This window comes from Paenibacillus sp. NPDC056722, assembly GCF_042790635.1.
Lineage (GTDB): Bacteria > Bacillota > Bacilli > Paenibacillales > Paenibacillaceae > Paenibacillus_AQ > Paenibacillus_AQ agri.
Map to the genome: position 1 here is coordinate 197,394 of NZ_JBHTYV010000006.1, position 24,195 is coordinate 221,588.

The following is a 24,195-nucleotide window of genomic DNA, read 5'->3' on the forward strand; positions in this document are numbered from 1 at the left end:
ATGATCTGATGCGTTTCTTTGTGTAGATTACTTCATTTTAGAAATACCGCCGCTAATCAGGTTCACTTTGATATCGATCTTGTCAATGCTGTTCGAATCGAGTGGTAATTGCCCCTTATCATTTAACTTGTTCCACTCCTTTACATTGTCACGATAGAATATGTTGGATAGTCCATATACATCGGCACCGATTTCTAAACCTTTGGTGTAAGTCTTCATAATTTGCTCATTAATCTCTTCTATAGCTTTCAGTTCAAGCTTTTTCTTACTTAGATTTGTGCTGATCTCGGGAAGAGTGGCCTGCATAGACACTTTTATCTCGAAGACAGGTTTGCCATTCTTTAGCTTGGGACGTATGGAGTGTTTAATTTTGTTCATGACCAACAAAGCGAGTACGTCGTTTTGTTCATCCTTGATAACCAGGGGCGTTCTTTCCGTATTTTTTTCAAGCCATCTATTCCCTAAAATATCGTTATTCTTCAAGCAGCCCCGAAATTGCTGGTTCTGCAAAAAACAAATTCCCTTCATGCTAATATTGGGTGAGGACTCTTTGTTATTCGTCCAGGACGGTATAATTTCCAGATAAGGTAACTGAACCGTCTCAGCTTTTTCTTTCCACTTCCAAATAAACTTGTAGAGATACACCGGAGCGATGACGGAACTCTGTTCATACGTTCGCATAGGACTGTTAAGCTGGGAGTAGATCACCGATAAATCGGCGATTGAAGTCGTACTCAGCACTTTATCCATGGAATCGCTAGTCCCCATGGTCCAAACGGTATAACGAAATTCATAGTATCGGTCCCACACTTCCAATACCTGGTTAACAACATCTCTTTCCTTTAGCGCTGCTTCACTAAAAACGATCGTCTTCACATTACTCCAGATAATTCTTTGCGGGCTGGTAGCATACAAATTGAAAATCGCAGTATCAAAGGATTCCCCGTCAGCTTTTCCTATGAATGTTTTCTGTTCCTGGGCTTGACCCGCTTCTTTCTTGGCGATACCACTAAAGTTAACCATCTGGATATAAACAACGACCTTGTTATCTACATAATCGACTCCGAGTGTATTCGCATAAATCATGTGCTCAATTTCCTTTGCTCCCCAACAACCTGTAAGGAGTGTGGAAAGCAGTGCAGTAATAAGAATGCATCGGATCATTTTCATTATCGTTCTCGTCCTTTAATCCCCGTATTGTCAGTTAATCTTCTCTTCCCCCACGGCATTCTGAAAATAACCTTATACCATTCCTTAAACTTCGGCGGGGATAAAGGAGAAAGATAGTAGGTCCCGAAAGAACGTAAATTGACCAAAAAGAGGATCAGTACAAGCAGACAGATCATCGTTCCAAATAACCCAAGAAACCCGCTAATGATGAGTACGGCAATTCGAAACAAGCTAACAACGCTAACTAGTGACTGATTTACTAATGTAAAGGTGGCAAGTACTGAAATGGCTATAACCACAATAGTACCTGGACCTGCAATTCCAGCAGAAATGGCCGCCTGACCAATAATTAGACCGCCCACCACCGACAAAGTCTGGCCAAAAGCGGAAGGCAATCGCATGCCCGCTTCCCGGAAGGTTTCAAACAAAATAAGCATGACAATGGCCTCTAAAGGAGCGGGAAGAGGCACTCCCTGTCTCGAGTTGACTAAGGTTGCAAGCAATGTAAAAGGGATTTGATCCTGGTGAAACGTAGTGATTGCGATCCAAAAACCCGGTAAAAACAAGGAAAACAACACTCCGAATACTCTTAATAACCTCGAAAAAGCAACAAAGACATTCACCATATGTGCATCTTCCGAAGAATTCAACAAAAAGTTAAAGGTTACCGGCGCCATGATTACTGTAGGTGAACCATTAGTTAAAAGTACAAATTTACCATGAAGAAGCGAATTCGCAGCGTAGTCAGGTCTTCCTGTGTAAGAGAATAATGGAAATAGCGAAAATCTGGTCAGGCTCTCTTCAAGCTGGGTACTGCTAATCAGTCCTTTAACTTGAACATTAGCCAGCTTTGTCTGTATTAAATGTAAAACATGAGGCTTGATCGTGTCCTTGAGATATAAGAGATGAACTTTAGTAGCGGTTTTGGTTCCAATGGTGAATTCTTCAACCGCTAATAATTCCGTTTGGAGTCTTTTTCGAATAAGGGCAATATTGGTAAAGGATTCTTCTGTAAATCCATCTTTCGGCCCCCTGGTGGATACTTCCGTATTTGGCTCTTCAGGCTGACGTTTAGGTGGATCAGCTAATTTCACAGTGTATAACTGATTCGAAGGTGTAAATATCAGAAGAAGATCGCCGCCTAGCACGGTTTCTTTTATCGATTGTTCGATCCCATCCATTGGCAGGGCAGTCATATGAAACGGAACCTTTTGCTGAAGACCAAGCTCATCCGAGGAAAGGATAGGTTCCGGGATATCTTTTAATGCGGGTATGATGGATTGCTCCACTTTGACTACATCACACAATCCCTGACAATAAACGAGTTGTACGGCATAAGCTGAATTAGACAAAGAGAGATTTATTCTCAAGATATCTGAACTTGTCCCAAATAATGTTGTAACTATATCCTCGATTCTTTGGGAATCCTTTTGCGCTTGCTCCATCATGATGTTGCTTTCCCCTTTCGATGAGCCAGGCTAATCAACCCGGCAATAACTACAGAAAAAATCAACACCCCCCATAAAGAAAAGGGAAGTACATAGGAAGATAACAATTTCAGAAAAAAACGATCACTAAAAGGGATAGCCGTGAACACTACAATCGTTAAAAAAATGCATCCAAGTATCCACATCTTCATTTTTCTGCTTTGAATTTGGAATATGTCGAGAATAAGGAACATGGTCAGCGAAATTCTCAGAAAAGCACCGCTGAACCATTGGTAAACACTAAAAAAGTCCAAATGCTCAATGTAACTGCCGATTGTTAATAATCTCCATTCTTCATATGCAGGAAATCTGAGTTTCCCTGCCTCATCCGGACCAAATTCAACAATGGCTCCAATAATCGGTCCCATGGTGAGACCCAAAATAAGCAGGGTCATGATCAGAAATGAAATATAGGAGAGCCGAGATTTGATGTGATGCTGCATAAATACGAGCATGATAACCTCAACAAAACCTGCTCCAACGTAGAGAGTCCCGTTCCAGACGGGTTGTGTGCCATGCTCAAGTATAGGTTTTAACAAGGAATAATCTTTATGGGTTGTGTTAGAGAACATTATAAAAAAGCCCAATATAACAACAAAAGGCAATAAAATACTGGCGGTATTAGCGAGGGAATGAATGCCTAAATAAGCATTTATAGCAGAAATAATAAGCAAGATGAAAGTAAGTACGAGTATGGGGGTCTCTGGGGAGAACGTGAGATGCACCCAATATACGGTGTCCCTAGTTGTAAGCATGCATATCACAAACAAATATACGCTAGCGAACACGGCAAGAATACGGCCGACGATGGGATGATACGTTTTTCCCAGCCATTCGAAAAGATGCTGTTTCTTAATTTTGGTACTGCCAATGTGCAGAATAAAAATCCAGACTAGCGCACATGCGCCTGCCAACAGCACGGAGATCCAAGCGTCCCGCTTTGCCGCATCCAGTAGAATAGGAATGATGATGACATGATTTAGAAGGCCGGTGCTCAGCATAATAATCATGGTGGATTGAATAAAAGAAATATTTGTTTTTATTTTCATCATCCTCCTAAATAAACCGGCTCATCTTTACCTTATAGTGTCATTCTTTTCAATGAAATATTCTGTTAAGTCATCAAGAAATGGAATACTGGATTACTTTTTGGTGCCTATGGTACTTATAAGTGCGTAATTTTCTTTTGACTTTATATGCATCATAATGAGTCTTGTCAGAGGATGAAACACTGCTTGTTCAGGAGTGAACGGGTATTTTCTCTAAATTTAACAACTCAGGAGGGTTTATGAATATAAGAACTGCGCTGCAAGGTAAGATTGGATTTGGGAGTGCTCCATTAGGCAATATGTTCCGTAACATTCCGGAGGAAGAGGCCATGGCGACAGTAGATGCTGCCTGGGAGAAGGGAATTCGTTATTTTGATACAGCACCATTCTACGGAGCTGGGCTGGCAGAAATTCGACTTGGAGAAGCATTGTCCACCCGCCGTCGTGAGGACTATTTGTTAAGTACCAAAGTGGGCCGCTTGATTATGGACGAGCTGGAGGATCCGGCTGCTCGTGACTTGGGAGAGAAGGGTGGATTGTTTGAATTCGGTCGTAAGAACAAGTTGGTCAACGACTATAGCGCAGATGCGACTCTACGCTCTATTGAGCAGAGCCTTAATCGGCTGAAGACGGATCATCTGGATATCGTCTATGTTCATGATATCGCCCAGGACTTTTATGGTGATGAATGGCTAGCGCAATTTGAAATCGCTCGTACTGGAGCGTTTCGTGTGTTGACACGTTTACGTGAAGAGGGCGTGATCAAGTCTTGGGGTCTTGGCGTGAACCGCGTAGAGCCGATTGAGATCGCTTTGGAATTGGAAGAAGCACAGCCAGATGTATGCTTGCTAGCAGGTCGCTATACATTGTTAGATCATGAACGGGCGTTGCAGCGAGTGATGAACGACGCCGCCAAGAAGAACGTCAATATTATTGTTGGTGGCCCGTATAGTTCGGGTATTCTGGCAGGAGGTACTCACTTTGAGTACCAAGAAGCATCGCCGGAGATCATATCTAAGGTCGAGCGAATTAAAAATATTGCGCAGCGGCATCAGATCAGCATTAAAGCTGCTGCCCTGCAATTTTCTCTGGCTCATCCGGCAGTGGCTGCCGTAATCCCCGGGGCCAGCCGTCCTGAACGGATTGCTGAGGATCAGGCTGCGCTGAACGAAGTGATCCCGAATGCATTTTGGCTAGAATTGCGTGAACAGAAGCTGGTAACCCATGACGCACCGCTTCCGGTCAATAACTGAAGTGATGGTTTGAAGGCGTTGCGAGAAGCCTTTACGAAATAAGCAATACAACACAAAAAACCGTAGTCATTGCACTTATTGTGCAGCGGCTACGGTTTTTTCAGTGTGGGACCTCGGCTCAGTTCTTTCGAGGTTTAACTTTTGCCAATAGCTTAATGTTGCCTGATAAGAATAGCCCAATCACTACAACGACAGTTGCTACGATATCGAAGGAGGTCACTTGTTCATGGAGAACAACCGCTGCGAGAATGAAGCCGAAGATGGGCGTCATAAACAACCAGTTGTTAGCTCTTACAGGATCTTGCTTCAGCAGGAAGAACCACAGCAGCATGGTCCCTATCGAGATGACGAAGACCAACCATATCAGCGAGCCAAGGAGATGCATATCTGGTTTGAAGAAAAAGGTATCCTTTTCGAGAAAATAGGCAATGGGCAGTGATACGATACCGCCGATACATAACTGCCACGTGTTGATAACAATGCTGGGCAAGTCCAGATTGACCTTTTTGAAATATACACTTCCTACTGCCATCGAAAGCATCCCAATTCCTAAAATGATTAACCCGCTTATGCTAGCCTCGCCACCTGCGATAGACGGCCAGGTCGCTATTAACAATCCGATAGCTGCGACTAACATCCCCAGCCATTCTTTTATCGAAATGCCTCGCTTCAGCCAAAGATAGGAGAGGAAGGCAACGAGAAAAGGATTCGTGGCCACGAATAAATTAAACAAGCCCGCGGACACATAGGTTAACGCCCAGAAGGTCGCACCCAAGTAAATTGTTGTATTCAAGAGACCTAGCGCGATTAATGGTAGCCATTGCCGGGGCTTCGGCCAGGGGAATCTCCTGTTCAATCCATACACATACAGAAAAAGCAGCAGTCCGGCCGAAAGAAAGCGAAACGTGGCCAATGCCAGAGGTGTTGTAGATTCCAACCCGAACTTCGTGGCTATGGCCGCAGAAGACCATAACAATGTGAATAATAAACCCAATGCTGTCGACATGATTCTGCTCCTTCAAATGAAATGCCCAAAAACCGCGATACACAGGCAATCACAGTTATAAGGGGAACTTGCCGTGTACTTGTACGGGCCAAGTTCATATTCATTTTACAGGCTCAGGGATGGGCTCTTTTGTCTGAATTCCAGGTTGATTTTACTCCGTTCCAGATGTGGCATGCTGTTTGCGGTATTGGCTCGGGGTTATCTGTTCAAATTGCTGGAACAAACGCGTTAAGGAGGATTGATGCTCCAAGCCGACTTGTAGGGCAACCTGCAGCATAGAGTAGTTGGTCTCGCGCAGTAATTGCTTTGCTTTATGCAACCTGATTTTTTGCAAATAACTGGACGGCGTTGACCCTGTTTCTCTAACAAACCAGTCTGAATAATATGACCGGTTGTAATGCTCCAGCTCCGCCAACTGCTGCACCGATATATTCTCGTGATAATGCTCATGAATATACTGGATGGATTTGGGCTGCCGCTGGCTGATTAAATTATGCGAAATATACGGAAACAGCTCCTTAAGTGCAGAGGGAGAGGCCGATTCTTGGTTCAATTCATTCAGGATGAGATACCGGATGCCTTTCCACTTGTTGTTTAACGCGTATGTGGTGCCTTTATGGTCCAGCCTGCTGGATGGAATCATCACATCTGGAATATCCAACACCAGAAACTCATTGCGTACATTAGAATAAAAAGAATGATCACATTTAGGAGGGACGTAAAATAATAGCTCGTCACCGAGCACATGATTTTCAGCGCCTGCCTCAATAGCCATTTCACCTTGCAGTGGCATTATTAATTGCGCATAGGGGTGGGAGTGTGTCACCCGAGAGGCGGTATAGGTTCGTCGTTCTGCTATAAGTTCTCTATGGATGTTCATGGTAAGTTCCCCCTCGACAGTTCAACAACGTAATTCTACGATGAATTCATTGATCTAGCAATCCCTGTATTTCTTTCTGTAATGACTCAGTGCGAGCAGCGGCCAGATGTAGCGGTAGCTATGATAATGGATGTAAAAGTTGCCAGGGAGACCAGCGCCTGTTGGATAGGTAGTCTTCCAATTATCTTCATGCATGGAGGCAATAAGCCTTCGGATGCCTTGATCTATCGCAGGTGTTGGCTTTGGCTGCGTGGCGATCAGAGCATCTAAAGCCCAAGCAGTCTGTGAGGGGGTGCTTTCCCCTAAAGGCACATAATGCAGAAGCCGGTCGCTATGGCAGGATTCTCCCCATCCACCGTCCGGGTTCTGGATGCTTAGGAGCCACTGTGCTCCTTTTTGCACGGAATCATGATCTGTCGCCACGCCGACAGCCATCAAACCGGTTAATGCAGCCCATGTTCCATAGATATAACAAACACCCCATCTTCCGTACCATGAACCATCCTTCTCCTGATTGCGGATCAACCATTTACTTCCCCGCTTGATGAACTCATACCGCATATCTAGCCCAGCAAAATTGCCGAGATACTCTAAGGTACGACCTGTAAGGTCCGCCTCGGAGGGATCTGTGGCAGCTGATTTGGCACCGTCGATGGCGAGCCATGTGAGCATTTCTTTGTTGGTGTTCTTTTCAAAAGCAGGCCAGCCGCCGTCTTTATTCTGCATGGACAGTACCCAATTCAGTCCGCGATTCCAAGACTCCTGGTACGACCCGGATGTTCTCGACAAGCTATGAATCGCCCGTAATGCCGCTGTCGTGTCATCCACATCCGGATTGATCGTATTGGACTCGGAAAATCCCCATCCTCCCGGTTCTATGTTGTCATTATGGATGCTCCAATCTCCCCGTTTATGATGCTGTCTGGGCAGCAAATAGGATGCAGCTTGCGTAATCGCTTTGTGCTCACCGCCTATTCGGGACTCTTGCAAAGCGTAGGCAATTAGAGCTGTATCCCACACGGTGGAGGGAGAGTTTTGGATCGTTGTTTTGCCTGGGGAACGGTATTGCATCGCGGTAAGTCCTTTAATGGCTTCTGTAATCAGAGGGTGTTGTTGATCGTATTTCAGGGCCAGCAGGGCAAACACCATCAGAATTGTACTGGTAGCGTAGCTGTAAAGGGTGCCGTCAGATTCGATGCGCTGGAGCATGAACTGTTCTGCCTTGGTCCTGGCGGCTTCATGGATAGAGCGGGGTGTGCCAATAAGTCTGCTTAGACCGGAATGAATGTCTTTCTGCATTTCCTGATATCCCCGTGAAATTGGCTCCTCAGCATCTACTCGTGTATCCATGAGGTCTGACAGGTCGGGAGCATCTGCTATTGTAATCGAGAAGCGCCGGTCGGCCATGATCAGCATAGGGGTGAGATGAACTCTTGAATAGCCGGAGAACTCATAATAATTAATAGGAAAATAATTAGGGAACATCAGTACTTCCAGTGGAATGAGGGAGACCGACAAGGGCCATTTGCTTTGGCCGGTAGCAGCAAGAATGGCTCTGGTCAAAATGCTGGTGACTTTTCCAAGACCACCTTTAGACTGAATATAACGTTTGGCTCGCTGGATGGGCTCGTTTGTGATTTTGCTATATCCGGAATAGAGCAGGGCGTAGTAAGCTTCGACAGTTGCGGATAAATTCCCATCCTCTTCATCAGGGTACAATCTCCAGAAACCGCCTGGCTGCTGCTCGTTAAGAATACGGTCATACAGCTGCCGGATCAGCTCCTCATTCTGCACATTCAATATCCGAAACAGAATAATGACATAGGCATCGATGACGATCCCGTTCTCAAAACAATAATGCCACGAGCCGTCTTGCCGCTGCTGCTGCAACAGGAATGCGGTTAGCTGATCAATTTCCTTATCTATCGAATTTAGTACATCGCTCATTCTTGGGTACCTCCGAAGGCCGTAATTAGTAGCATGATATGTAATTATATGATGAAGGAATGATGGAGATGATTGAGTCAACTTTGTTGCAGCAGCCTGTGGCAGAGCCAATAAGAGTTTTTGTTAGAGCGGTTCATGTAATCCTGAATAAAAGTTATAGGGCTGCAAAGTTGCCGGGTAGCAACTCTACAGCCCTATTCGTAGTTTAAATTAGATTCCGTTTATTAATTTCAATTATTCAATTACGATGCGGTTCAGCTTGAGATTCACTGGAGCGGCAAGGCTGTCTCCCACAGGGCATTTGCTCTCCAGAAATTGCACGAATTGCTCGATCCTTTCAGCAGGCGATGAGGACTTTATGTAGAAGGTGTATCGAATATCGGAGTAGCCAGGCCGGACTTCAGATCGGTTGAAAAATCCATCGAGATCCAGATCACCTTCAACCTCGACTCTGAAATCTTCCAGCTCTACTTCAAACTTGGGAGCATAGACCCGGGCTACAATGGATTGGCAAGCGCCTAATGAGGCAAGCAAGGCCTCGACTGGATTCATTCCGGTATCCGTACCTCCAAGGCTTTGAGGTTCGTCGATGATGAGTTCGAATTGTCTTGCTTTTGTAACGACTCTGACGCCGTCTTGCAAATGGGCAGTAGCTTTGAACGTTTGAACATTTGGCATGAGGCAGGCTCCTTTTTCTGGACAATCCATAATGTGATGGGATGATTCGCGATGTTTAAATCCTAGTAATATACTTTGATTAATTTAGATTATAATTCTGTTGCTTACAATCTGTCAATCTTTGAGAGATTAGCACCTGGTTAAGGCCGCATTCAAAACAAGCTATTTAAACAGTTAGGGTTTACTTATGGGGGCTAACGGACCGTAAAGCCGTTATATTCATTAGAAGTTGCTCTTGGAACATGTAGTGGACTCAGGAGTCCGGTACTTGACGAAGAAGTACGGATCTTGAGGTAGATTCGAAACCACCCCAAATAATAATGAAAATCAAAATCTTTAGACACCGGTGAAAGATGAATACGTTACATTTTTAGTTGACTATATCACATATATAGTTGACTATGGCATATTATTAATTGACTAGGTCAAATAAATGACTTAAACTATGTTCGTACAACAAGTTTGGGAGGATTTTAAAGATGAATTCTGTAGACACATCAGTTGTCCCTATCGTCAGAAGATTCAATCGCTTCTATACGAATATTCTTGGGTTACTAGATCAACACCTATTGAATAGTGAGTTTTCGCTGTCAGAAGCGCGGGTGCTTTATGAAATCGAGAACACAGAAAACTGCACCGCTAAAATGCTCATTGACCAGCTAAAGCTTGATGCCGGATATTTAAGCCGGATTTTAAAACGATTTGAAAAGCAAGGAATCTCCTATCGGATTAAGTCCAAGGATGATGGCCGATCTTATCATCTTTTCTTGACAGATCAAGGGAAGGATATTTTCTCAAGATTGGATACCATGTCTGAGGAACAGGTTCGCCAATTGGTTAACAACTTACCGGAACAACACCAAAGAAGTATTGGTAAACATATGATGGCGATTGAAAATGTTCTGTCGGACAATTCGCATAAAGTCCAGAATGTTCACATTCGATCTGATTTGAAGCCTGGGGATATAGGCTATTTGATCCACTTGCATGGCTGGGTTTATGCGAAAGAATGCGGCTATAATCATGTGTTTGAAGGATATGTCTGCAAAACCTTCTACGAATTTTTTGAAAAATACAGCCCTGATAAGGATCGATTCTGGTTTGCAGAAGCGGGTGGCGAAATCGTCGGCGCTATTGCGATAGTGGGTCATTCGTCTGAAAAAGCGCAACTAAGATGGTTTATTCTACATCCTGAATTTAGAGGAATAGGCCTTGGAAGAACATTACTTCAGGAAGCACTAGATTATTGTAAAGAAAGAAAATATCAAACCGTATTTCTGGAAACAACAGAAGATCAGACGAAGGCGATACAAATGTATCAAAATGTAGGCTTCAAAAAAACTGCAGAACGTGAAGATCATTCCTGGGGTGTGAGTCACACTGAGGAGGTCTACGAGCTTAGTCTGATATGAAAAAAGTGTGAACAAATGGAATTCTCAACCACTGCTCTGAAGAACTAATTCAGGTCAGTGGTATTTTTGTAATATAAAATTTTCGCTATAATAGGTAAAGGGCTTGAGGAAAGGAATGTTATTGTGAAGAAAGTTATCGTCATTGGATCAGGAATTCTAGGGGCTTCGACTGCCTATCAGTTAGCAAAAATGGGTGCAGAGGTCCTTATCATAGATCGTCAGGATAGCGGACAGGCTACCGATGCCGCTGCGGGCATAATCTGTCCCTGGCTCTCTCAGCGGCGCAATCAGGCGTGGTACCAGTTGGCAAAGTCCGGCGCACGCTTTTACCCCGGGTTGATTGAGGAACTCTTGAACGAAGGGGAAACCGATACTGGTTATGCCCAAGTAGGTGCGCTTAGTATTCATAATGATCTGGAGAAAATCGGGAAGATGGAAGAGCGGGCACAGATTCGCAAAATAGAGGCACCTGAGATCGGTGAAATTACCCGGCTTGATGAAAAAGAAACCCATACGCTATTTCCACTACTTGGAGAAGGTTATCATTCTGTTCAAATTAGTGGAGGCGCCCGTGTCGATGGCCGCGCGCTTCGAGACGCGCTGCTTCGATCCGCGCAAAGGAACGGGGCAGTCCTTGTAAATGGGGATGCCGAACTGCAATTTCAAGCAAACCGTGTAATAGGGGCTAATGTCGGAGAGCAAAGCTTCCCGGCAGATGAGGTTATAGTCTGTGCAGGGGCATGGGCCCCTCAGCTGCTGCAACCTTTGGGGATTCAGTTCGAGGTTCGTTTTCAAAAAGCACAAATTATGCATCTACAGCTCGAGGACCGTCAAGATGCAGGGAACTGGCCGGTAATCATGCCGCCATCAGACCAATACTTGCTCGCTTTTGATGGGCAGAAGATTGTGATTGGCGCAACTCATGAGAATGAGGTGGAAGGCTACGATACAAGGATAACCCCAGGGGGGATGCAGGAAATTCTGAATAAAGGGTTAGAACTGGCCCCTGGCTTAGCCAATAGTACGTTTCAGGAGGTACGAGTGGGCTTCCGCCCGTTCACACCAGGTTTCCTTCCTGTGATGGGTCCTATTCCAGGCTGGGAAGGGCTTATAGCAGCCAACGGGCTAGGATCTTCGGGGTTAACGATGGGACCCTTTATTGGCAGCCAACTGGCGAAGATGGCACTGGGATTGGATCTGGATATTGATATCCTTGATTATGATATTGGCAAAGCTTTGAGTTAAGAATGACTTAAAACCGCTACCTAATTTTACGAGAGCCTCTTTATCTGTACGATGTACGGGTAAGGAGGTTCTTTCTGTTGCATCCGATGTGAACATAATATATGCATGTAAACCCAAAACAAGGTAATAATACAGTTGTTATCGGTAACAAATGGAGGACTCAATTTGAAACTTACCCGAACTCAACTGATGTGGCTCATCTTTTGCATAAATGTCGGACTTCCGATCTACCTGTCCGGGACAATGAAGGTCACGAAGCAGGACGCCTGGTTCAGCGTGATTCTGGCAGGCGTTGCAGGCTTTATCGTGCTGGCACTGGCTGTCCGGAACGCTAAATATTTCCCGGGGCAGACCTTTATAGAATTCACTCAGGAAGTACTCGGCAAATGGGTGGGGCGGTTTTGGGTGCTTCCTTATCTGGCCTTTTGGATGATTTCACTAGGGAATATCCTGCGCTCCGTCGTTGATTTTATAATCATGGCTTTATTCAAGGAAACGCCGCTTACGGCTGTAGTTATTGTCTTGTTCGTCGTTGTTGCCTTTGCTGTAGCCACGAATGGAATCAACACGATCGCCCGCTGTGCTGAACTAATGGGACCACTTATTGTGTTGATGTTTTTGTGTATTTATATCCTGAATTTGAGCAACCTCGATCTCACATTCCTTCTTCCCATTGCTGCCGATACGAGCCCATTAAACATGGCAAGAGGCACCTTTACGATGATGGAGATGTACGGGGATTCTTATTTGCTTGTATTGGTCTATGGGTTCTTGAACAAACAGAAAGGGGTCACTCCGAAGATTTATGTCGGATTTACACTTGCTGTCGGCTTAATGGTCCTTACAACGACCTTTATCCTGTTAACCTTTGGACCGGGATTGGCCGCTAAAATGCAATATCCGCTCTACGAATTGGTCCGCTATATTGAAGTCGGCGAATTTCTGCAGCGGATTGAGGTAATAATGATCGCGCTATGGGTCTGTAGCGCATTCATTAAGCTGGGGTTTTATTTATTTTGCCTCAGTTACGGGACTGCTCAGTGGCTTGGGATAAAGAAATGGAAGCTACTCATTATCCCCATTTCGGTACTCGCCGTATGGGCAGCGGGTCTTACGTCCAGTCTACTAACGACCCGAGCGCTTCTCCTGAGGTACATCGATCCGGTGATGATTCCGCTACTTTACTTGATCCTTCCGGTAATCCTCTGGATCTTGATTCTGCTTCACAGACGAAAGAAACAACAAGCGCAATCTGGAGTAGTTCCAAGAATCCCCAAGGTGAGCCTGGGGTGGAGATGGTCCGGGGTTACACTTCTGATCCTTATGCTAAGCATGTATTACTATACGTACATTCGTTATTTCAAAGTCTAGCCACATGAATAAATCAGGATAAAGCGAGGGATGGTCTTGAGTAACCTGCCACGAAACCCGTCACGGTCAGATCAAACTCCATACCGCGAGCCGCATTCTATCCATTTGACGGAAGACCTGGATCAGACTGAACATGCCATACGGGATATTTTTGAGGACTGCACGGACGTTATATTCAGACACCTTGAGTTTGAGGGACCCTCCCGGCTCCTCTTCGTCTATCTTCAGGGATTTACCGATCCCCATTTATTGAATCTCGATATTATTAAGCCCTTGAGTGCGCTTCCTGGTAACGAACCCTTTACTGCCAACATCCTCAGAACTTTCGTATCCTCGATCTCTGAACCCATCACTGATGTCAATCAGGTGGCAGCCGAGATTGCCTGCGGTGCCATTGTTTGCTTCAGTCAAGGGGAAGCAGCGGCGTACAGTATGGAAATCAGCCAGCCTCCCAAGCGAAGTATTGAGGAGCCAAGCAATGAGGTCGTGGTTCGGGGACCCCGGGAGGGATTCATCGAGGATTTAAACACCAATATTACAATGCTTCGCAGAGCACTGCCCAATCCATCGCTTAAGACAGAGGCTTTTCGAACGGGTGAGAACGCCAAACGGAAAATTGTCATAGCCTACCTTAAGCATATAGCGCCTGTTGATATCGTGAATGAAGTCAGAGAACGGATTAAGAATATTAAGGCCGACCAGGTATCGAATTATATGGAAGAGTTCATTGAAGAGTCCGCGTTCACTCTGTTTCCACAGATCCAGAACACAGAGCGGCCAGACATCGTGAGCTCCAGTCTGCTGGAGGGGAAGGTGGCCATCCTTATCGATGGCAATCCGTTCGTATTGATTCTGCCGATGACGCTTTTATCTGGTCTTCAAGCAGCAGATGATTATTACGAACGGTTCATCTATACATCGGCGATTCGGGTGGTCCGGCTAATCTTGTTTCTCATCTCCATTTATCTGCCGTCCCTGTACATTTCGATCACCTCCTATCATCCCCAAATGCTGCCGACCAACCTGCTCTTGAGCATATTGACCGCACGTGAAGGGATTCCTCTGCCCGTTGTGTTCGAGGTTCTTATTATGGAATTTATGTTCGAAGGACTTAGAGAAGCGGGTCTCAGACTTCCGAAGCAGATTGGCTCCGCTGTCAGCATTGTAGGGGCGCTGGTCATTGGACAAGCCGCTGTTCAAGCTGGAATTGTATCGGCTCCTATGGTAATCGTTGTAGCGGCTACCGGGATTTCGTCGTTTGCGGCTCCACGTTACAATGTCGGTACAGCTGCGCGCATGCTGCGTTTTCCGATGCTGATTTTCGCTGCGTTGTTCGGCCTGTTCGGAATTATTATGGGATCGATCCTCTTGATTGTTCATCTGACGAACCTGTCTTCATATGGTACACCATATCTGAGTCCACTCGTCGACAGGGAGGGCCAGTCCCTGCGTGATACCTTCATTCGCGCTCCGCGCTGGATGATGCACCGCAGACCGCGCCCGGCCGTGCAGAAATCGCCTCCAATGTCCGGCACACCACGATCAAATCCGCGTGAGGAGAGGAATTCATGAGATGGATGCTTCATAGGCTGCTTCCCTTGATTGTCATTTCGTGCCTGCTCACCAGCTGCTGGGATCGGGTGGAGCTTAATGACCGTGCAGTGATTCTTGGATGGGGGATGGACAAAGAGAAGGATGGGCAATATTTGGCCAGTGCGATGATTTTCATCCCACAATCGAATAATAACAACAGTGATGGGAATTTAGCTTCCCTGAGCAAGCATTTTGAGGTATTTACCGGAAAAGGCAGATCCATTATGGAGGCGGCGAATCAGATCCAGCCCAAGCTGTCACGTACCATCTTTGCCGGTAACCGCCGAATGATTGTCATTGGTGAGAGTATGGCCAGAGACGGACTGTCCAATATTTTGGACGAATATAGCCGGAATAAAGATGTTCGCCTTAGAACGGATATGGTCATTGTAGAAAAGGGGACCGCCTTAAGTTTACTGGAAATGGTGTATCCGCTCGAGGACTCTCCGGCGACGGGAGCTCTGAAAATACATGAAAACACAGGAGGTCTGGCGGACAAGGCCATGGTCTATTTTCTGCAAGCCATTAATGATCCCGGCAAAAGCCCTACACTTCCACAACTTTCCTTATCCAGCAAGGAGCAATCGCATAAACAGGAAATGCAAATGACAGGTATTGCGGTCTTTGATAACAACCTGAAAATGAAATATAAACTGAATGTTGATGAGACCCATTCCTTTTTTTGGCTCACTAAAAAAATCAATAAATTCAGTATCACAGTCCCCATCAAAGAAAAAGGGGTGATCAATGTAGATATGCACCGATTGTCCAGCAAAATTGCCGTGAAACTGGTTGACGGGAAACCGCAATTTGAAGTGAAACTCAAAGGTGACGTTATGATCGTAGAGAACGAAACAGCCCTGCATCTGGATCAAATGGAGGATTTCAGGAAGGTCAAAGAAGCACTTAATCTGAAATGTAAAACGGATATGGAAGCATTCCTTCACCATATTCAGCAAGAGAAAACGGACGTCGTTGGATTCAACGGTTACATTCACCGCAAATACCCCCGTACATGGAGAAAGATGGAGCCTACCTGGGGCGTTGATTTTGCCCATACATCTATTAAAGTTCAGGCGAATATGACTCTAAGACAAATCGGACTCACTGGAACCTCTATCGAAAATGAGGAGGACCCGGACTAGAAGCAGGGCTATTGTATAAAAGTTCATTGATGATGTACCTTATACTGCCTAGAATAAACCTACATCAATGCGGTAAAGGTTGAGCACAATGATTATTTTGGAATCGGAAAGACTAATGCTTCGTAATTTTGAGGCAAGTGATTGGAGGGATTTGCATGAGTACCTGTCTCAAGAAAATGTATTAATGTATGAGCCCGATACCGCAAGGAATGAAGAAGAGTGTAAATTAATGGCGGCAGAGCGCTCACAGGGGAATGCTTTTGTGGCTGTCTGCTTGAAAAATACGAATAAAATGATTGGTCATATTTATTTTGCGCAGAGAGAGCCGGAACCCTTTTTAACATGGATGATTGGATATATCTTCAACCCTGAATTTTACGGTAAAGGTTATGCCACAGAAGCTTGTCAAGCTGTATTGAAATATGGTTTTGAAGAATTAGGAGCACACCGGATCATGGCTTTATGTAACCCTGACAACGCACCGTCCTGGAGATTATTAGAGCGTCTGTCGATGCGTCGAGAGGGGCACTTCAAGAAAGAAGATTTTTTCAGAAAAACAGAAAGTGGGGAGCCCATTTGGCATGATGCGTATCAATATTCAATCCTGAACGAAGAATGGAATATTGATACATATAAACAATGAATCTTTTTATAGATTTTCATTGACTTTCTTCAACAAAGCTTTGAAGGTCTGCCGCTCATCCTCAGAGAGGGATTGAATGATTTCTGCCTCTACCTGTTGAAAAGACTGCTCGAAGGCTTCGATTAGTGCAACGCCTTTGGGCAGTACATAAATATTCTTTTGACGCTCGTTATGGGCAGGGATTTTACGTTCGATATATCCTTTTTTTTCAAGACCTTGAAGCATGCTGGTGATGCTCGCGCCGCGTACGTGGAAACGATCGGAAAGATTCTTTTGAATCAGACCCTTGTCTTGATGTTCATAAATATAGCCAATCATCTTTCCTTGCTGAGAATTTAACCCCAGCTCTTTGATGCTTTCATCTGCTCGTTTCTTTATTTTCAGTGAGATAAGCTGCAGCAAATCCAGGTAGAGTGTGTCTTGCTTGGTATCCATTAAGGCGTCCTCCTTTGGTTTTTAAATGATTATATTTCTAATTGTCAGTAATTGAACTATATAAGGATTTTCTAGGGTTTGTCAACAAACGCTGCTAACAGATGCCATCAACAGACGCCAATTAGAAAGCTTCTTGACAGATAGATTGAATTAAAGCTATCATAGATACATTAGATCTGTAATTGAGTTGATGAGTTATCGCTTAATATGCACTGCCCTTACGATTGTGAAGGTAGTGCTTAATGTTAATCAATTATAGATATAAAATGTCTTTATAGTATCTAATTTATCTTATGGAGGTTTTAAACTTATGCATATCTATGATTGTGCCATTGTCGGTGGTGGGCCGGCAGGATTAAATGCTGCGCTGGTACTAGGCAGAGCGAGAAAAAGTGTGGTGCTTCTCGACAATAGCCAGCCCAGAAACGGCGTGACACACGCCTCTCACGGATACCTTACACAGGATGGGGTTACGCCCGCCGAGTTTCGTCGTATAGCCTATGAAGAAGTGCTGCGTTACCCATCTGTCCAGCATTTGCCGGCTGAGGTGAGTGATATTCGCAGGACGGATGCTGGTTTTTCTCTATCTACCTCGGCGGGTGAGCCAGTGCTGGCCCGCAAGCTGATTCTAGCTGCCGGGCTGAAAGAGGAGCTTCCCGAAATCGAGGGGCTTCAAGACTTTTACGGAAAAAGCCTATTCAACTGTCCATTCTGCGACGGATGGGAACTACGGGATCAGCCGCTTGTTGTCGTCTCGGACAATCCTGCCGTATTCCATAAGGTTAAACTAGTCATGGGCTACAGCCAGGACATCGTGGTGTGTACGAACGGCTACGATATTCTGAATACCGAACAGCGGGAGAAGCTTGCTTCCAGAGGGATATCCATCGTGGACACACCTGTCGCATCCTTTTCCGGTCAAAATGGCTTGCTGGAACGGGTACATTTCACAGATGGCACCTCTGTAGAGCGGAGTGGAGGATTTATTGATCCCAAGCTGCTGCCCAATGCCCGATTTAATGAAGCACTGGATTATCAAATAACAGAGAACGACACGGTTATAACCGACGAAATGGGCCGGACCACCGCAACCGGAGTATACGCAGCCGGAGACTCGTCCTATGTGATGCCTTCTCAATTAATTTACGCTGCAGCCTCCGGCAGTAAAGCTGCGGTGGCTGTTGTAGCGGATCTGATGGAAGAGGATTGGGCGTAGACGCAGTACAGCGAATGTATTTGCTGATCATCTCTTCCCTAGCAACTTTTTCCGAACGTTAAAAAAAGCTCCTCAAGGTTCGATTGAACCCATGAGGAGCCTTTTTTGTATTTTAAGCCTTCATTTATGCAAATGCATTATATGAATTCATTGTGCGAAAGTATCGATCATCCATTGCGAGAATTTATCTTTTTCTTCAAATTGAGGGTAATGAGCGGATTGATCGTATTGTATAAGTTCCTTATGAGGTGCCTCTAACTTTTCCAAATAATTATTGGCTGAATTCGCAGTAGTCATATAGTCGTATTTCCCCATAATAAAGTACACAGGTAAATCTAGTTTGGTGACTAGAGTTGGTAGAGGATTATCCATAGCTGGCTTTAATAAAGTATCCTGTGAGTAAAATAAGCCGCGATAAAAACGGATGATATCCAGTAAGTTATACTCCGGTCCGAACAGGAAACCGTCCCTTATGTCGGTAGCTTCATCGATCAGTCTTGCTGCCCCGCCATATTTCCGGAGATAATCTCGTGGAGCTAACTGCTCGCCACTCTGAATTTTATCGGTTAACCCTTGCAAATGCTGGACATCGGTTGTATTGCCGCTTGATTTAGCTTGATCGATCATGTAATTCAAGGCATCCAGTTCACTCTCTACGGTATCTGCCATCTGACCAATGCCTATGTAGGCTTCATATTTTTCTGGAGCTTGATGGGCTGCCAGTGTAGCAATATAGGTACCAAACGAATGCCCCATCAGAATAACCTTCTTCTTATCCAAACGATCACTTATGTAATCTGTCAAAACCAGCAAATCCTTCACTAATAGATCACTCGTGAGATTCGAGTAGTCTTCTCCAAAGTGATACGATTTCCCGGTGGCCCGCTCGTCATAATGAACGATCGTGAAATGCTTTTCTAATTCATCCTGGTATTTGGTCACGTAAGGGATTTCCGGAACGCCGGGACCGCCATGTACAAAAATGACAACAGGGTTGTTCTTGTCCTGACCACGGATCATCAATTCATGACCGATGCCGTTAATTTCGACTTGCTTGAGTTCGCTTATGCTGTTTTCTCCTTTTATTGCGGGTGTCCATGTTGGGAAGATCAAACCTATCCCTACAAGTAAAATAATTGCGAGTCCGAGATAGAGCAGAATTCGTCTGACTTTTTTAATAATCTCATCTCCTTTGTCTAGTGTTAAAGAATAATATAGTATATCAAGAATATTTATCCAAAACAATGATGACCTTTTATATGTTTCAGCAGCTCTATATTATATATGTAGAAAATATCAATAAAGTAATATACACATAAGAACCAGGAACCCTTATAAATGCTAGTGTTATAGGGGCTCTTAGTTCTTTTTTATATGAAAAGATCACAAAAAGATCACAAAAAGATCACATTTCTTGCAATAATAGGTCATCTAATAGCTTGCTGAAGTGTGTTCTGATACCTGGAACAAAGTTAGCATTCATACGCTCTTCGGAGTGCCTATGAGAAACTCGGAATTCCGCGTAAGATCTACAATTACAAGGCGAAAGCGGTGCAGGCGTGATGCAGATAGATCCCTTCTTTAATGATATCTCGTGGGACATTATCACGGACGACAGTGGCAAGGTGATTGGAGCAGTCAACTTGACTCACCCATCCTCGCCGCCGAGGAGGACACAACCGAAATGGGCTTCAACTACTACATCACGCCCGATGAATACAAAACGGCGTCAAGTGCGGGACGTTGGAATGGCGTGTGAGAGAAGCTGGTTGGGAAAAAGAGCGGGCCATCACTACGCCTCCAAGAGCCTTGACCGATCGTAGCCAATGGAGATCTATTGCTGAACAGAACGGCATTTCAAAAGAAATATTCATTAACCGGTGTGCTAAAGGATGGTCGCCTGAACAAGCAGCAACAGAACCGTGGATGACCAGAGGTCGGAGAGTCGCCTGGATGAAGAAGAACAGACCTGCGAAAAGGAAGTATTCCGATGAGCTGCTCCAGCGCGCAGCTAGTAATGGTGTTTCAAAGGACATCTTCTATAAGCGCGTTTCTCTTGGATGAAGCATTGATCGAGCTGCGTCTGAGCCGCTTGTATCCAATAAGGAGAAAGGCCGCGGGGGACTAGCATCCACCAAGCGGCAACATGGGGATATTAATGCACTTATATTCTTGAAAAGGAAAAAACCCCTCCGAAAGGAAGGGTGATCCTTACCTACGGAAGGGTTACATCGATCCCGTACATCGCAGCAACGATCAATAAAATCGTTACGATGACGCGCGGGGCAATGATGAGCTTAAAGTTTTTGTACTCCAAGTTCATATTTTCTCGCTCCTTTCAAGATGGATCCAATTAGAGGTCACCACCCGTATCCATGGGTCTCTTATTGGCGCAGAGGTAAAGTGTTACGTGTTCTCTGCTAGGGTTCAACGCCGAAGCGGAACCGAAGTGCAACAGACCAATGGATCTGTTGCACTTCATCTTGAGGTAGCAGTTAAATATTACCATGAAAATAGTAGTTTGATAATTGGGAACTTTCGTTCTTATCAAAATGATTCATAGATTGAGGCGACATCATGCACGAACTAAACATATCGCTCGGTAAGCACCGCGGGGATACCAACTGGAAGCCGGAATACTGGACGTGGGATGAGTTCGTGGAACGGCTGCGGAAGGTCCGGCGGAGGCGGAGACGAGGATATCCTTCCAACTAAGTTGGAAGCCGGTTTGGATAGCTCCAGGTGAGGAGCAGCGACCGACAGTGCTGCAGTGATTAGGCCTGACGTGGGTCAGATGGATTCTAGTCCTTGGCCGAATTGACCCTAGCAGCCAAGCCACTATACAAGGCTAATCACAGTATGCAGAAGCATTGAAACTCTCTGGACCAATTCTATTAACTCCACCACCAAGTATCGCGTCATTATTTACTCTAATGAAAAGTGAATATACCAATTCATCATCAGTAGGTGTGGGGTTGTAGTCAGATCCGATCAAGTAAACATTGTAGAAGTTAGAAATATTCAAAGCATTAGCGTTAAAAAAAATTCTGTTTGAAGCAACTATAGTATCAGTAGATTCAGTACCTCTGACAGCGAATATCTCAAATGTATAGAATGTTGCACTGTAAAACGCAAAAAATGAAGCGGTTCCTTCCAATTGCACTCTAATGGTTCCGTCATACCCTGTTGTTATTAGTCCAACTTGACCAATTAACGTAGCTTCATTCATAGGAATTGGAATATTGATACTGTTAAAAAAGCTGGCATTTTGTGAAGTTCGCGCATCAAGTAATCGTGTCATAAAACATACCCCCAATAGTTTTTAAGATATAATATGCAGCTACTCAAACGAGTTCGTCCGCAATTTGGAAGTCATTTTATAGATTAATAGTTGCTTATGCTAGAAAGAGACTACGACAGTAACTTTATCAAGCTAACTGAGCTGATTGAAGCCCGATTTCCTTCAACAAAGATTGTCCGGACATGGAATGGGGTCATTATGAATTCCGGGATATTGAAGTTTATATCTATGATCTGCACGAGATTACAGGCAAAACTGAGGTGGAAGAGGGTTAATCACTCTTTTCCTTATAAAGTAGCTGATAAGCAATGTGTGGTCAAGAACAGGGACTCTATAACAAATATCAGATCATCAACCGGGAGACTAGCCAGGAGGCAGAGGGACAATACTTTGTGCTTAATCCGGCCAAAGACCCGGCAGCACGGGCAGCACTGATGGCCTATGCAGATGCTACAGATAACCAACAGTTGGCGATGGACATTACATTTTGGGTGTCCAATCTACCAGAATTTGCGAAATGCGACTGGTGTGATGCTGACGTTAAGGACGAGACAGAATTGAGTCACCCGCATATGTTCGATCCAGCAATCGACCACCGGATGTGCCGAAACTGCTGGGACCATGACCGCGAGGTATACAAGGGATCTTACGGTGAGGATATTGGAGAGTTCAAGCCAATTAAGAGAGAGGGTTAACCATCCTCTACCTAAACTATAAATAAGCTATAAATAAGCTAAATCACTTATAAAAGTAAGAAGGATGGTCTAGACCGGTTGGCTCATAAAATTCTTCATGAGAGTAAGTAAATCCCAACTTCTTTAACAAATTTTTAGAAGTAATATTCTGTGGATTGTGACCAGCAAATAAGTTATCAGCTTTTAAAATTTCAAAGGCATATTTTATTACGGCATTTGCGGCTTCTGAAGCATAGCCACAACCCCAAAAATCATTTTTAAGATGTATTCCAATCTCATATATATTTTTTCTTAGTTCGTACGGGCGTAGGCCACAACAACCAATAAATCCCTCAGATTCGAGATTAAACAGAGGCCAATACTGTACTTGAAATTCTTTCTGCATACTAATTTCCTTGAACAACCTATCTGCAACTTGTTCTTTAGAAAATACTCCGTTAACAGAGATATATCTTGTGACTGTTGGATCACCCCAAAGGGAATAGGCTAATTCTAAGTCACTATATTCCCAATGCGAAAAACCTAAACGAGCAGTGGTTAAAAAATAATTTTTCATTTTTGTTGGGCCTTCTTCCTAGGAATTATTTTATTTAAGGATAACATTATAGGTTAACTTGCACTGCAATATTTTACTTTCGAAAGGTAGCAATATTGCAAAATTCAGAAATATGAGGCATAACCATTATGAGCATACAACCGAAATACCGCGCTTGGTATAAGCCGAAAGGCATCATGATTGAGCCAGAAAATCTGGAAGCAATCAACTTTGAAACAAAGACAATTGCTGTCTACAAGGAAATGGACGGCAAGGGGTACAATGTGCTTCGGATGTCTGATTTTGAACTGATGCAATACACTGGCCGCAAAGACAGTAACGACAAAGAGATTCATCACAAGGATTTATGGCGTTTTCACGGTAACACATACATGGTTGAATGGGACGACGAATATGCCATGTTCTACTTTAAACACAATGGTGAACGTGCAACGGATGATGACCACATCAAGCTTTTTGTCAGTGACCAGGGCGAGGTTATCGGGAACGTATTCCAAGGAGTGGTGCAAGCATGAAGGCTATTACGATAATCCAACCCTGGGCGACACTGATTGCCATCGGTGAGAAACGTTTTGAAACCCGCAGCTGGGCAACGAAGAAGCGCGGACCACTCGCAATACATGCTGGAAAGAAGATCGACAAGGATGCCTGCCAAGAGTCGGAGATCAGCAGTGCGCTGGAGCGACACGGATACACCGCTGATAACCTTCCTACTGGGGCTGTGGTGGCAACATGTAATTTAGCGAATGTTTATCCAATTACTCATCACTTTGAGTATTCAGGCGAGGCTGCTTCAATAAACGCCGAAGGAGTAATTGAGGAAATATTCGAGGGTAACAAGCGCGTTTGGATGGTACGCGGTAGGTCGCTACGCATGGGAATTGCATGAAGTACGAAAACTATCGGAGCCAATCCCAGGCAAGGGGCAGCTGAGATTGTGGGAATGGGGTGGAGCAACATTATTTAAGTCTTGAGCGGATGAATAATACCACACCCAAAAACAGGGCGCTGTAGGAAGATTGCAACTGTAGTCTCCCAAGCTCGCCACCATTTGAGGGTAAATTAAAGAATATCTGGTACATGTAATAAAGAAATAGTGTAATGCCTATTACC

The 24,195-nt window shown here is 44.6% G+C and carries 24 protein-coding genes; 13 read left to right on the top strand and 11 right to left on the bottom strand.

Translation table 11 applies throughout. The features are described 5' to 3' along the window. Window positions 1-27: 27 nt before the first annotated feature. From ACFRAM_RS17135 to ACFRAM_RS17145, 3 genes are read right to left on the bottom strand one after another with little or no spacing between them, the layout of a single operon-like run. Entirely contained in the window at window positions 28-1,170 is a 1,143-nt protein-coding gene (locus tag ACFRAM_RS17135; RefSeq protein ID WP_379466867.1) for a Ger(x)C family spore germination protein, read from the bottom strand. Beyond that, window positions 1,170-2,618, bottom strand: coding sequence for a spore germination protein (locus ACFRAM_RS17140; RefSeq protein WP_379466868.1), 1,449 nt, complete (start codon window positions 2,616-2,618; stop codon window positions 1,170-1,172). Before ACFRAM_RS17140 ends, ACFRAM_RS17135 begins: the two co-directional genes overlap by 1 nt. Further along, entirely contained in the window at window positions 2,615-3,709 is a 1,095-nt protein-coding gene (locus ACFRAM_RS17145) for a GerAB/ArcD/ProY family transporter (RefSeq protein ID WP_379466869.1), read from the bottom strand. The genes ACFRAM_RS17140 and ACFRAM_RS17145 overlap by 4 nt, the downstream gene beginning before the upstream one ends. A 236-nt stretch (window positions 3,710-3,945) precedes the next feature. On the opposite strand from ACFRAM_RS17145, the gene ACFRAM_RS17150 reads away from it, so the two are divergent. Beyond that, window positions 3,946-4,959, top strand: coding sequence for an aldo/keto reductase (locus ACFRAM_RS17150; RefSeq protein ID WP_379466870.1), 1,014 nt, complete (start codon window positions 3,946-3,948; stop codon window positions 4,957-4,959). A 118-nt stretch (window positions 4,960-5,077) separates the two neighbouring features. Here ACFRAM_RS17150 and ACFRAM_RS17155 read toward each other — a convergent pair whose 3' ends face one another. From ACFRAM_RS17155 to ACFRAM_RS17170, 4 genes are all read right to left on the bottom strand, one after another. Next, window positions 5,078-5,965 carry a DMT family transporter gene (locus ACFRAM_RS17155; protein WP_379466871.1) on the bottom strand — a complete coding sequence of 296 codons (888 nt, stop codon included), beginning with the start codon at window positions 5,963-5,965 and terminating at the stop codon, window positions 5,078-5,080. A 151-nt stretch (window positions 5,966-6,116) separates the two neighbouring features. Continuing rightward, window positions 6,117-6,845, bottom strand: a complete 729-nt coding sequence (locus tag ACFRAM_RS17160) for an AraC family transcriptional regulator (RefSeq protein ID WP_379466872.1) — start codon at window positions 6,843-6,845, stop codon at window positions 6,117-6,119. 54 nt (window positions 6,846-6,899) lie between these two features. Next, window positions 6,900-8,792, bottom strand: coding sequence for a squalene--hopene cyclase (gene shc / locus ACFRAM_RS17165; protein WP_379466873.1), 1,893 nt, complete (start codon window positions 8,790-8,792; stop codon window positions 6,900-6,902). Between the two features lie 234 nt (window positions 8,793-9,026). Then, window positions 9,027-9,470, bottom strand: coding sequence for an OsmC family protein (locus ACFRAM_RS17170; protein WP_379466874.1), 444 nt, complete (start codon window positions 9,468-9,470; stop codon window positions 9,027-9,029). Between the two features lie 479 nt (window positions 9,471-9,949). Between ACFRAM_RS17170 and ACFRAM_RS17175 the strand changes: the two genes are divergently transcribed. The 6 genes from ACFRAM_RS17175 to ACFRAM_RS17200 all read left to right on the top strand — a co-directional run bounded on the left by ACFRAM_RS17175 (window position 9,950) and on the right by ACFRAM_RS17200 (window position 16,879). After that, window positions 9,950-10,882, top strand: coding sequence for a bifunctional helix-turn-helix transcriptional regulator/GNAT family N-acetyltransferase (locus tag ACFRAM_RS17175; protein ID WP_379466875.1), 933 nt, complete (start codon window positions 9,950-9,952; stop codon window positions 10,880-10,882). A gap of 123 nt (window positions 10,883-11,005) precedes the next feature. Then, window positions 11,006-12,127: an NAD(P)/FAD-dependent oxidoreductase gene (locus ACFRAM_RS17180; RefSeq protein WP_379466876.1), complete on the top strand. Its 1,122-nt coding sequence runs from the start codon at window positions 11,006-11,008 to the stop codon at window positions 12,125-12,127. A 165-nt stretch (window positions 12,128-12,292) separates the two neighbouring features. Continuing rightward, a complete protein-coding gene (locus ACFRAM_RS17185) occupies window positions 12,293-13,498 on the top strand; it encodes a GerAB/ArcD/ProY family transporter (RefSeq protein ID WP_379466877.1) in 1,206 nt (401 codons plus the stop codon). 36 nt (window positions 13,499-13,534) lie between these two features. Next, complete coding sequence (locus ACFRAM_RS17190) at window positions 13,535-15,070, top strand: spore germination protein (protein WP_379466878.1); 1,536 nt, start codon at window positions 13,535-13,537, stop codon at window positions 15,068-15,070. Then, window positions 15,067-16,236, top strand: a complete 1,170-nt coding sequence (locus ACFRAM_RS17195; protein ID WP_379466879.1) for a Ger(x)C family spore germination protein — start codon at window positions 15,067-15,069, stop codon at window positions 16,234-16,236. The genes ACFRAM_RS17190 and ACFRAM_RS17195 overlap by 4 nt, the downstream gene beginning before the upstream one ends. An 88-nt stretch (window positions 16,237-16,324) precedes the next feature. Beyond that, window positions 16,325-16,879 (top strand): GNAT family N-acetyltransferase, encoded by a 555-nt coding sequence (locus ACFRAM_RS17200; protein ID WP_379466880.1) that lies wholly within the window; start codon window positions 16,325-16,327, stop codon window positions 16,877-16,879. A 6-nt stretch (window positions 16,880-16,885) separates the two neighbouring features. On the opposite strand, the gene ACFRAM_RS17205 is transcribed toward ACFRAM_RS17200, so the two are convergent. Next, complete coding sequence (locus ACFRAM_RS17205; protein WP_379466881.1) at window positions 16,886-17,314, bottom strand: MarR family winged helix-turn-helix transcriptional regulator; 429 nt, start codon at window positions 17,312-17,314, stop codon at window positions 16,886-16,888. Window positions 17,315-17,624: 310 nt separating this feature from the next. Between ACFRAM_RS17205 and ACFRAM_RS17210 the strand changes: the two genes are divergently transcribed. Beyond that, the gene (locus ACFRAM_RS17210; protein WP_379466882.1) at window positions 17,625-18,530 is read left to right on the top strand and encodes an NAD(P)/FAD-dependent oxidoreductase; all 906 of its coding nucleotides are present in this window, start codon (window positions 17,625-17,627) and stop codon (window positions 18,528-18,530) included. Between the two features lie 147 nt (window positions 18,531-18,677). Here ACFRAM_RS17210 and ACFRAM_RS17215 read toward each other — a convergent pair whose 3' ends face one another. Further along, a complete protein-coding gene (locus tag ACFRAM_RS17215) occupies window positions 18,678-19,709 on the bottom strand; it encodes an alpha/beta fold hydrolase (protein WP_379466993.1) in 1,032 nt (343 codons plus the stop codon). A 576-nt stretch (window positions 19,710-20,285) separates the two neighbouring features. On the opposite strand from ACFRAM_RS17215, the gene ACFRAM_RS17220 reads away from it, so the two are divergent. Further along, complete coding sequence (locus tag ACFRAM_RS17220) at window positions 20,286-20,594, top strand: hypothetical protein (protein WP_379466883.1); 309 nt, start codon at window positions 20,286-20,288, stop codon at window positions 20,592-20,594. Window positions 20,595-21,107: 513 nt separating this feature from the next. Beyond that, window positions 21,108-21,245: a hypothetical protein gene (locus tag ACFRAM_RS17225; RefSeq protein ID WP_379466884.1), complete on the top strand. Its 138-nt coding sequence runs from the start codon at window positions 21,108-21,110 to the stop codon at window positions 21,243-21,245. A 133-nt stretch (window positions 21,246-21,378) separates the two neighbouring features. On the opposite strand, the gene ACFRAM_RS17230 is transcribed toward ACFRAM_RS17225, so the two are convergent. After that, window positions 21,379-21,831 carry a hypothetical protein gene (locus tag ACFRAM_RS17230; RefSeq protein WP_379466885.1) on the bottom strand — a complete coding sequence of 151 codons (453 nt, stop codon included), beginning with the start codon at window positions 21,829-21,831 and terminating at the stop codon, window positions 21,379-21,381. A gap of 308 nt (window positions 21,832-22,139) precedes the next feature. On the opposite strand from ACFRAM_RS17230, the gene ACFRAM_RS17235 reads away from it, so the two are divergent. Then, window positions 22,140-22,526: a hypothetical protein gene (locus ACFRAM_RS17235; RefSeq protein ID WP_379466886.1), complete on the top strand. Its 387-nt coding sequence runs from the start codon at window positions 22,140-22,142 to the stop codon at window positions 22,524-22,526. A 43-nt stretch (window positions 22,527-22,569) separates the two neighbouring features. Here the strand turns inward: ACFRAM_RS17235 and ACFRAM_RS17240 are convergent, their stop codons facing one another. Next, window positions 22,570-23,082 (bottom strand): GNAT family N-acetyltransferase, encoded by a 513-nt coding sequence (locus ACFRAM_RS17240; protein WP_379466887.1) that lies wholly within the window; start codon window positions 23,080-23,082, stop codon window positions 22,570-22,572. Window positions 23,083-23,210: 128 nt separating this feature from the next. On the opposite strand from ACFRAM_RS17240, the gene ACFRAM_RS17245 reads away from it, so the two are divergent. Together ACFRAM_RS17245 and ACFRAM_RS17250 are read left to right on the top strand one after the other, a co-directional pair. Continuing rightward, on the top strand, window positions 23,211-23,597 hold the full coding sequence (locus ACFRAM_RS17245; RefSeq protein WP_379466888.1) for a YopX family protein: 387 nt from the start codon (window positions 23,211-23,213) through the stop codon (window positions 23,595-23,597). Continuing rightward, complete coding sequence (locus tag ACFRAM_RS17250; RefSeq protein WP_379466889.1) at window positions 23,594-23,971, top strand: ASCH domain-containing protein; 378 nt, start codon at window positions 23,594-23,596, stop codon at window positions 23,969-23,971. Before ACFRAM_RS17245 ends, ACFRAM_RS17250 begins: the two co-directional genes overlap by 4 nt. Window positions 23,972-24,195 lie beyond the last annotated feature (224 nt).

Coding starts and splice junctions, on each gene's coding strand:
- ACFRAM_RS17135 (WP_379466867.1), bottom strand. CDS start 1,170: ATGAAAATGATCCGATGCATTCTTATTACTGCACTGCTTTCCACACTC.
- ACFRAM_RS17140 (WP_379466868.1), bottom strand. CDS start 2,618: ATGATGGAGCAAGCGCAAAAGGATTCCCAAAGAATCGAGGATATAGTT.
- ACFRAM_RS17145 (WP_379466869.1), bottom strand. CDS start 3,709: ATGATGAAAATAAAAACAAATATTTCTTTTATTCAATCCACCATGATT.
- ACFRAM_RS17150 (WP_379466870.1), top strand. CDS start 3,946: ATGAATATAAGAACTGCGCTGCAAGGTAAGATTGGATTTGGGAGTGCT.
- ACFRAM_RS17155 (WP_379466871.1), bottom strand. CDS start 5,965: ATGTCGACAGCATTGGGTTTATTATTCACATTGTTATGGTCTTCTGCG.
- ACFRAM_RS17160 (WP_379466872.1), bottom strand. CDS start 6,845: ATGAACATCCATAGAGAACTTATAGCAGAACGACGAACCTATACCGCC.
- shc (WP_379466873.1), bottom strand. CDS start 8,792: ATGAGCGATGTACTAAATTCGATAGATAAGGAAATTGATCAGCTAACC.
- ACFRAM_RS17170 (WP_379466874.1), bottom strand. CDS start 9,470: ATGCCAAATGTTCAAACGTTCAAAGCTACTGCCCATTTGCAAGACGGC.
- ACFRAM_RS17175 (WP_379466875.1), top strand. CDS start 9,950: ATGAATTCTGTAGACACATCAGTTGTCCCTATCGTCAGAAGATTCAAT.
- ACFRAM_RS17195 (WP_379466879.1), top strand. CDS start 15,067: ATGAGATGGATGCTTCATAGGCTGCTTCCCTTGATTGTCATTTCGTGC.
- ACFRAM_RS17200 (WP_379466880.1), top strand. CDS start 16,325: ATGATTATTTTGGAATCGGAAAGACTAATGCTTCGTAATTTTGAGGCA.
- ACFRAM_RS17205 (WP_379466881.1), bottom strand. CDS start 17,314: ATGGATACCAAGCAAGACACACTCTACCTGGATTTGCTGCAGCTTATC.
- ACFRAM_RS17210 (WP_379466882.1), top strand. CDS start 17,625: ATGCATATCTATGATTGTGCCATTGTCGGTGGTGGGCCGGCAGGATTA.
- ACFRAM_RS17225 (WP_379466884.1), top strand. CDS start 21,108: ATGCACGAACTAAACATATCGCTCGGTAAGCACCGCGGGGATACCAAC.
- ACFRAM_RS17230 (WP_379466885.1), bottom strand. CDS start 21,831: ATGACACGATTACTTGATGCGCGAACTTCACAAAATGCCAGCTTTTTT.
- ACFRAM_RS17235 (WP_379466886.1), top strand. CDS start 22,140: ATGTGTGGTCAAGAACAGGGACTCTATAACAAATATCAGATCATCAAC.
- ACFRAM_RS17240 (WP_379466887.1), bottom strand. CDS start 23,082: ATGAAAAATTATTTTTTAACCACTGCTCGTTTAGGTTTTTCGCATTGG.
- ACFRAM_RS17245 (WP_379466888.1), top strand. CDS start 23,211: ATGAGCATACAACCGAAATACCGCGCTTGGTATAAGCCGAAAGGCATC.
- ACFRAM_RS17250 (WP_379466889.1), top strand. CDS start 23,594: ATGAAGGCTATTACGATAATCCAACCCTGGGCGACACTGATTGCCATC.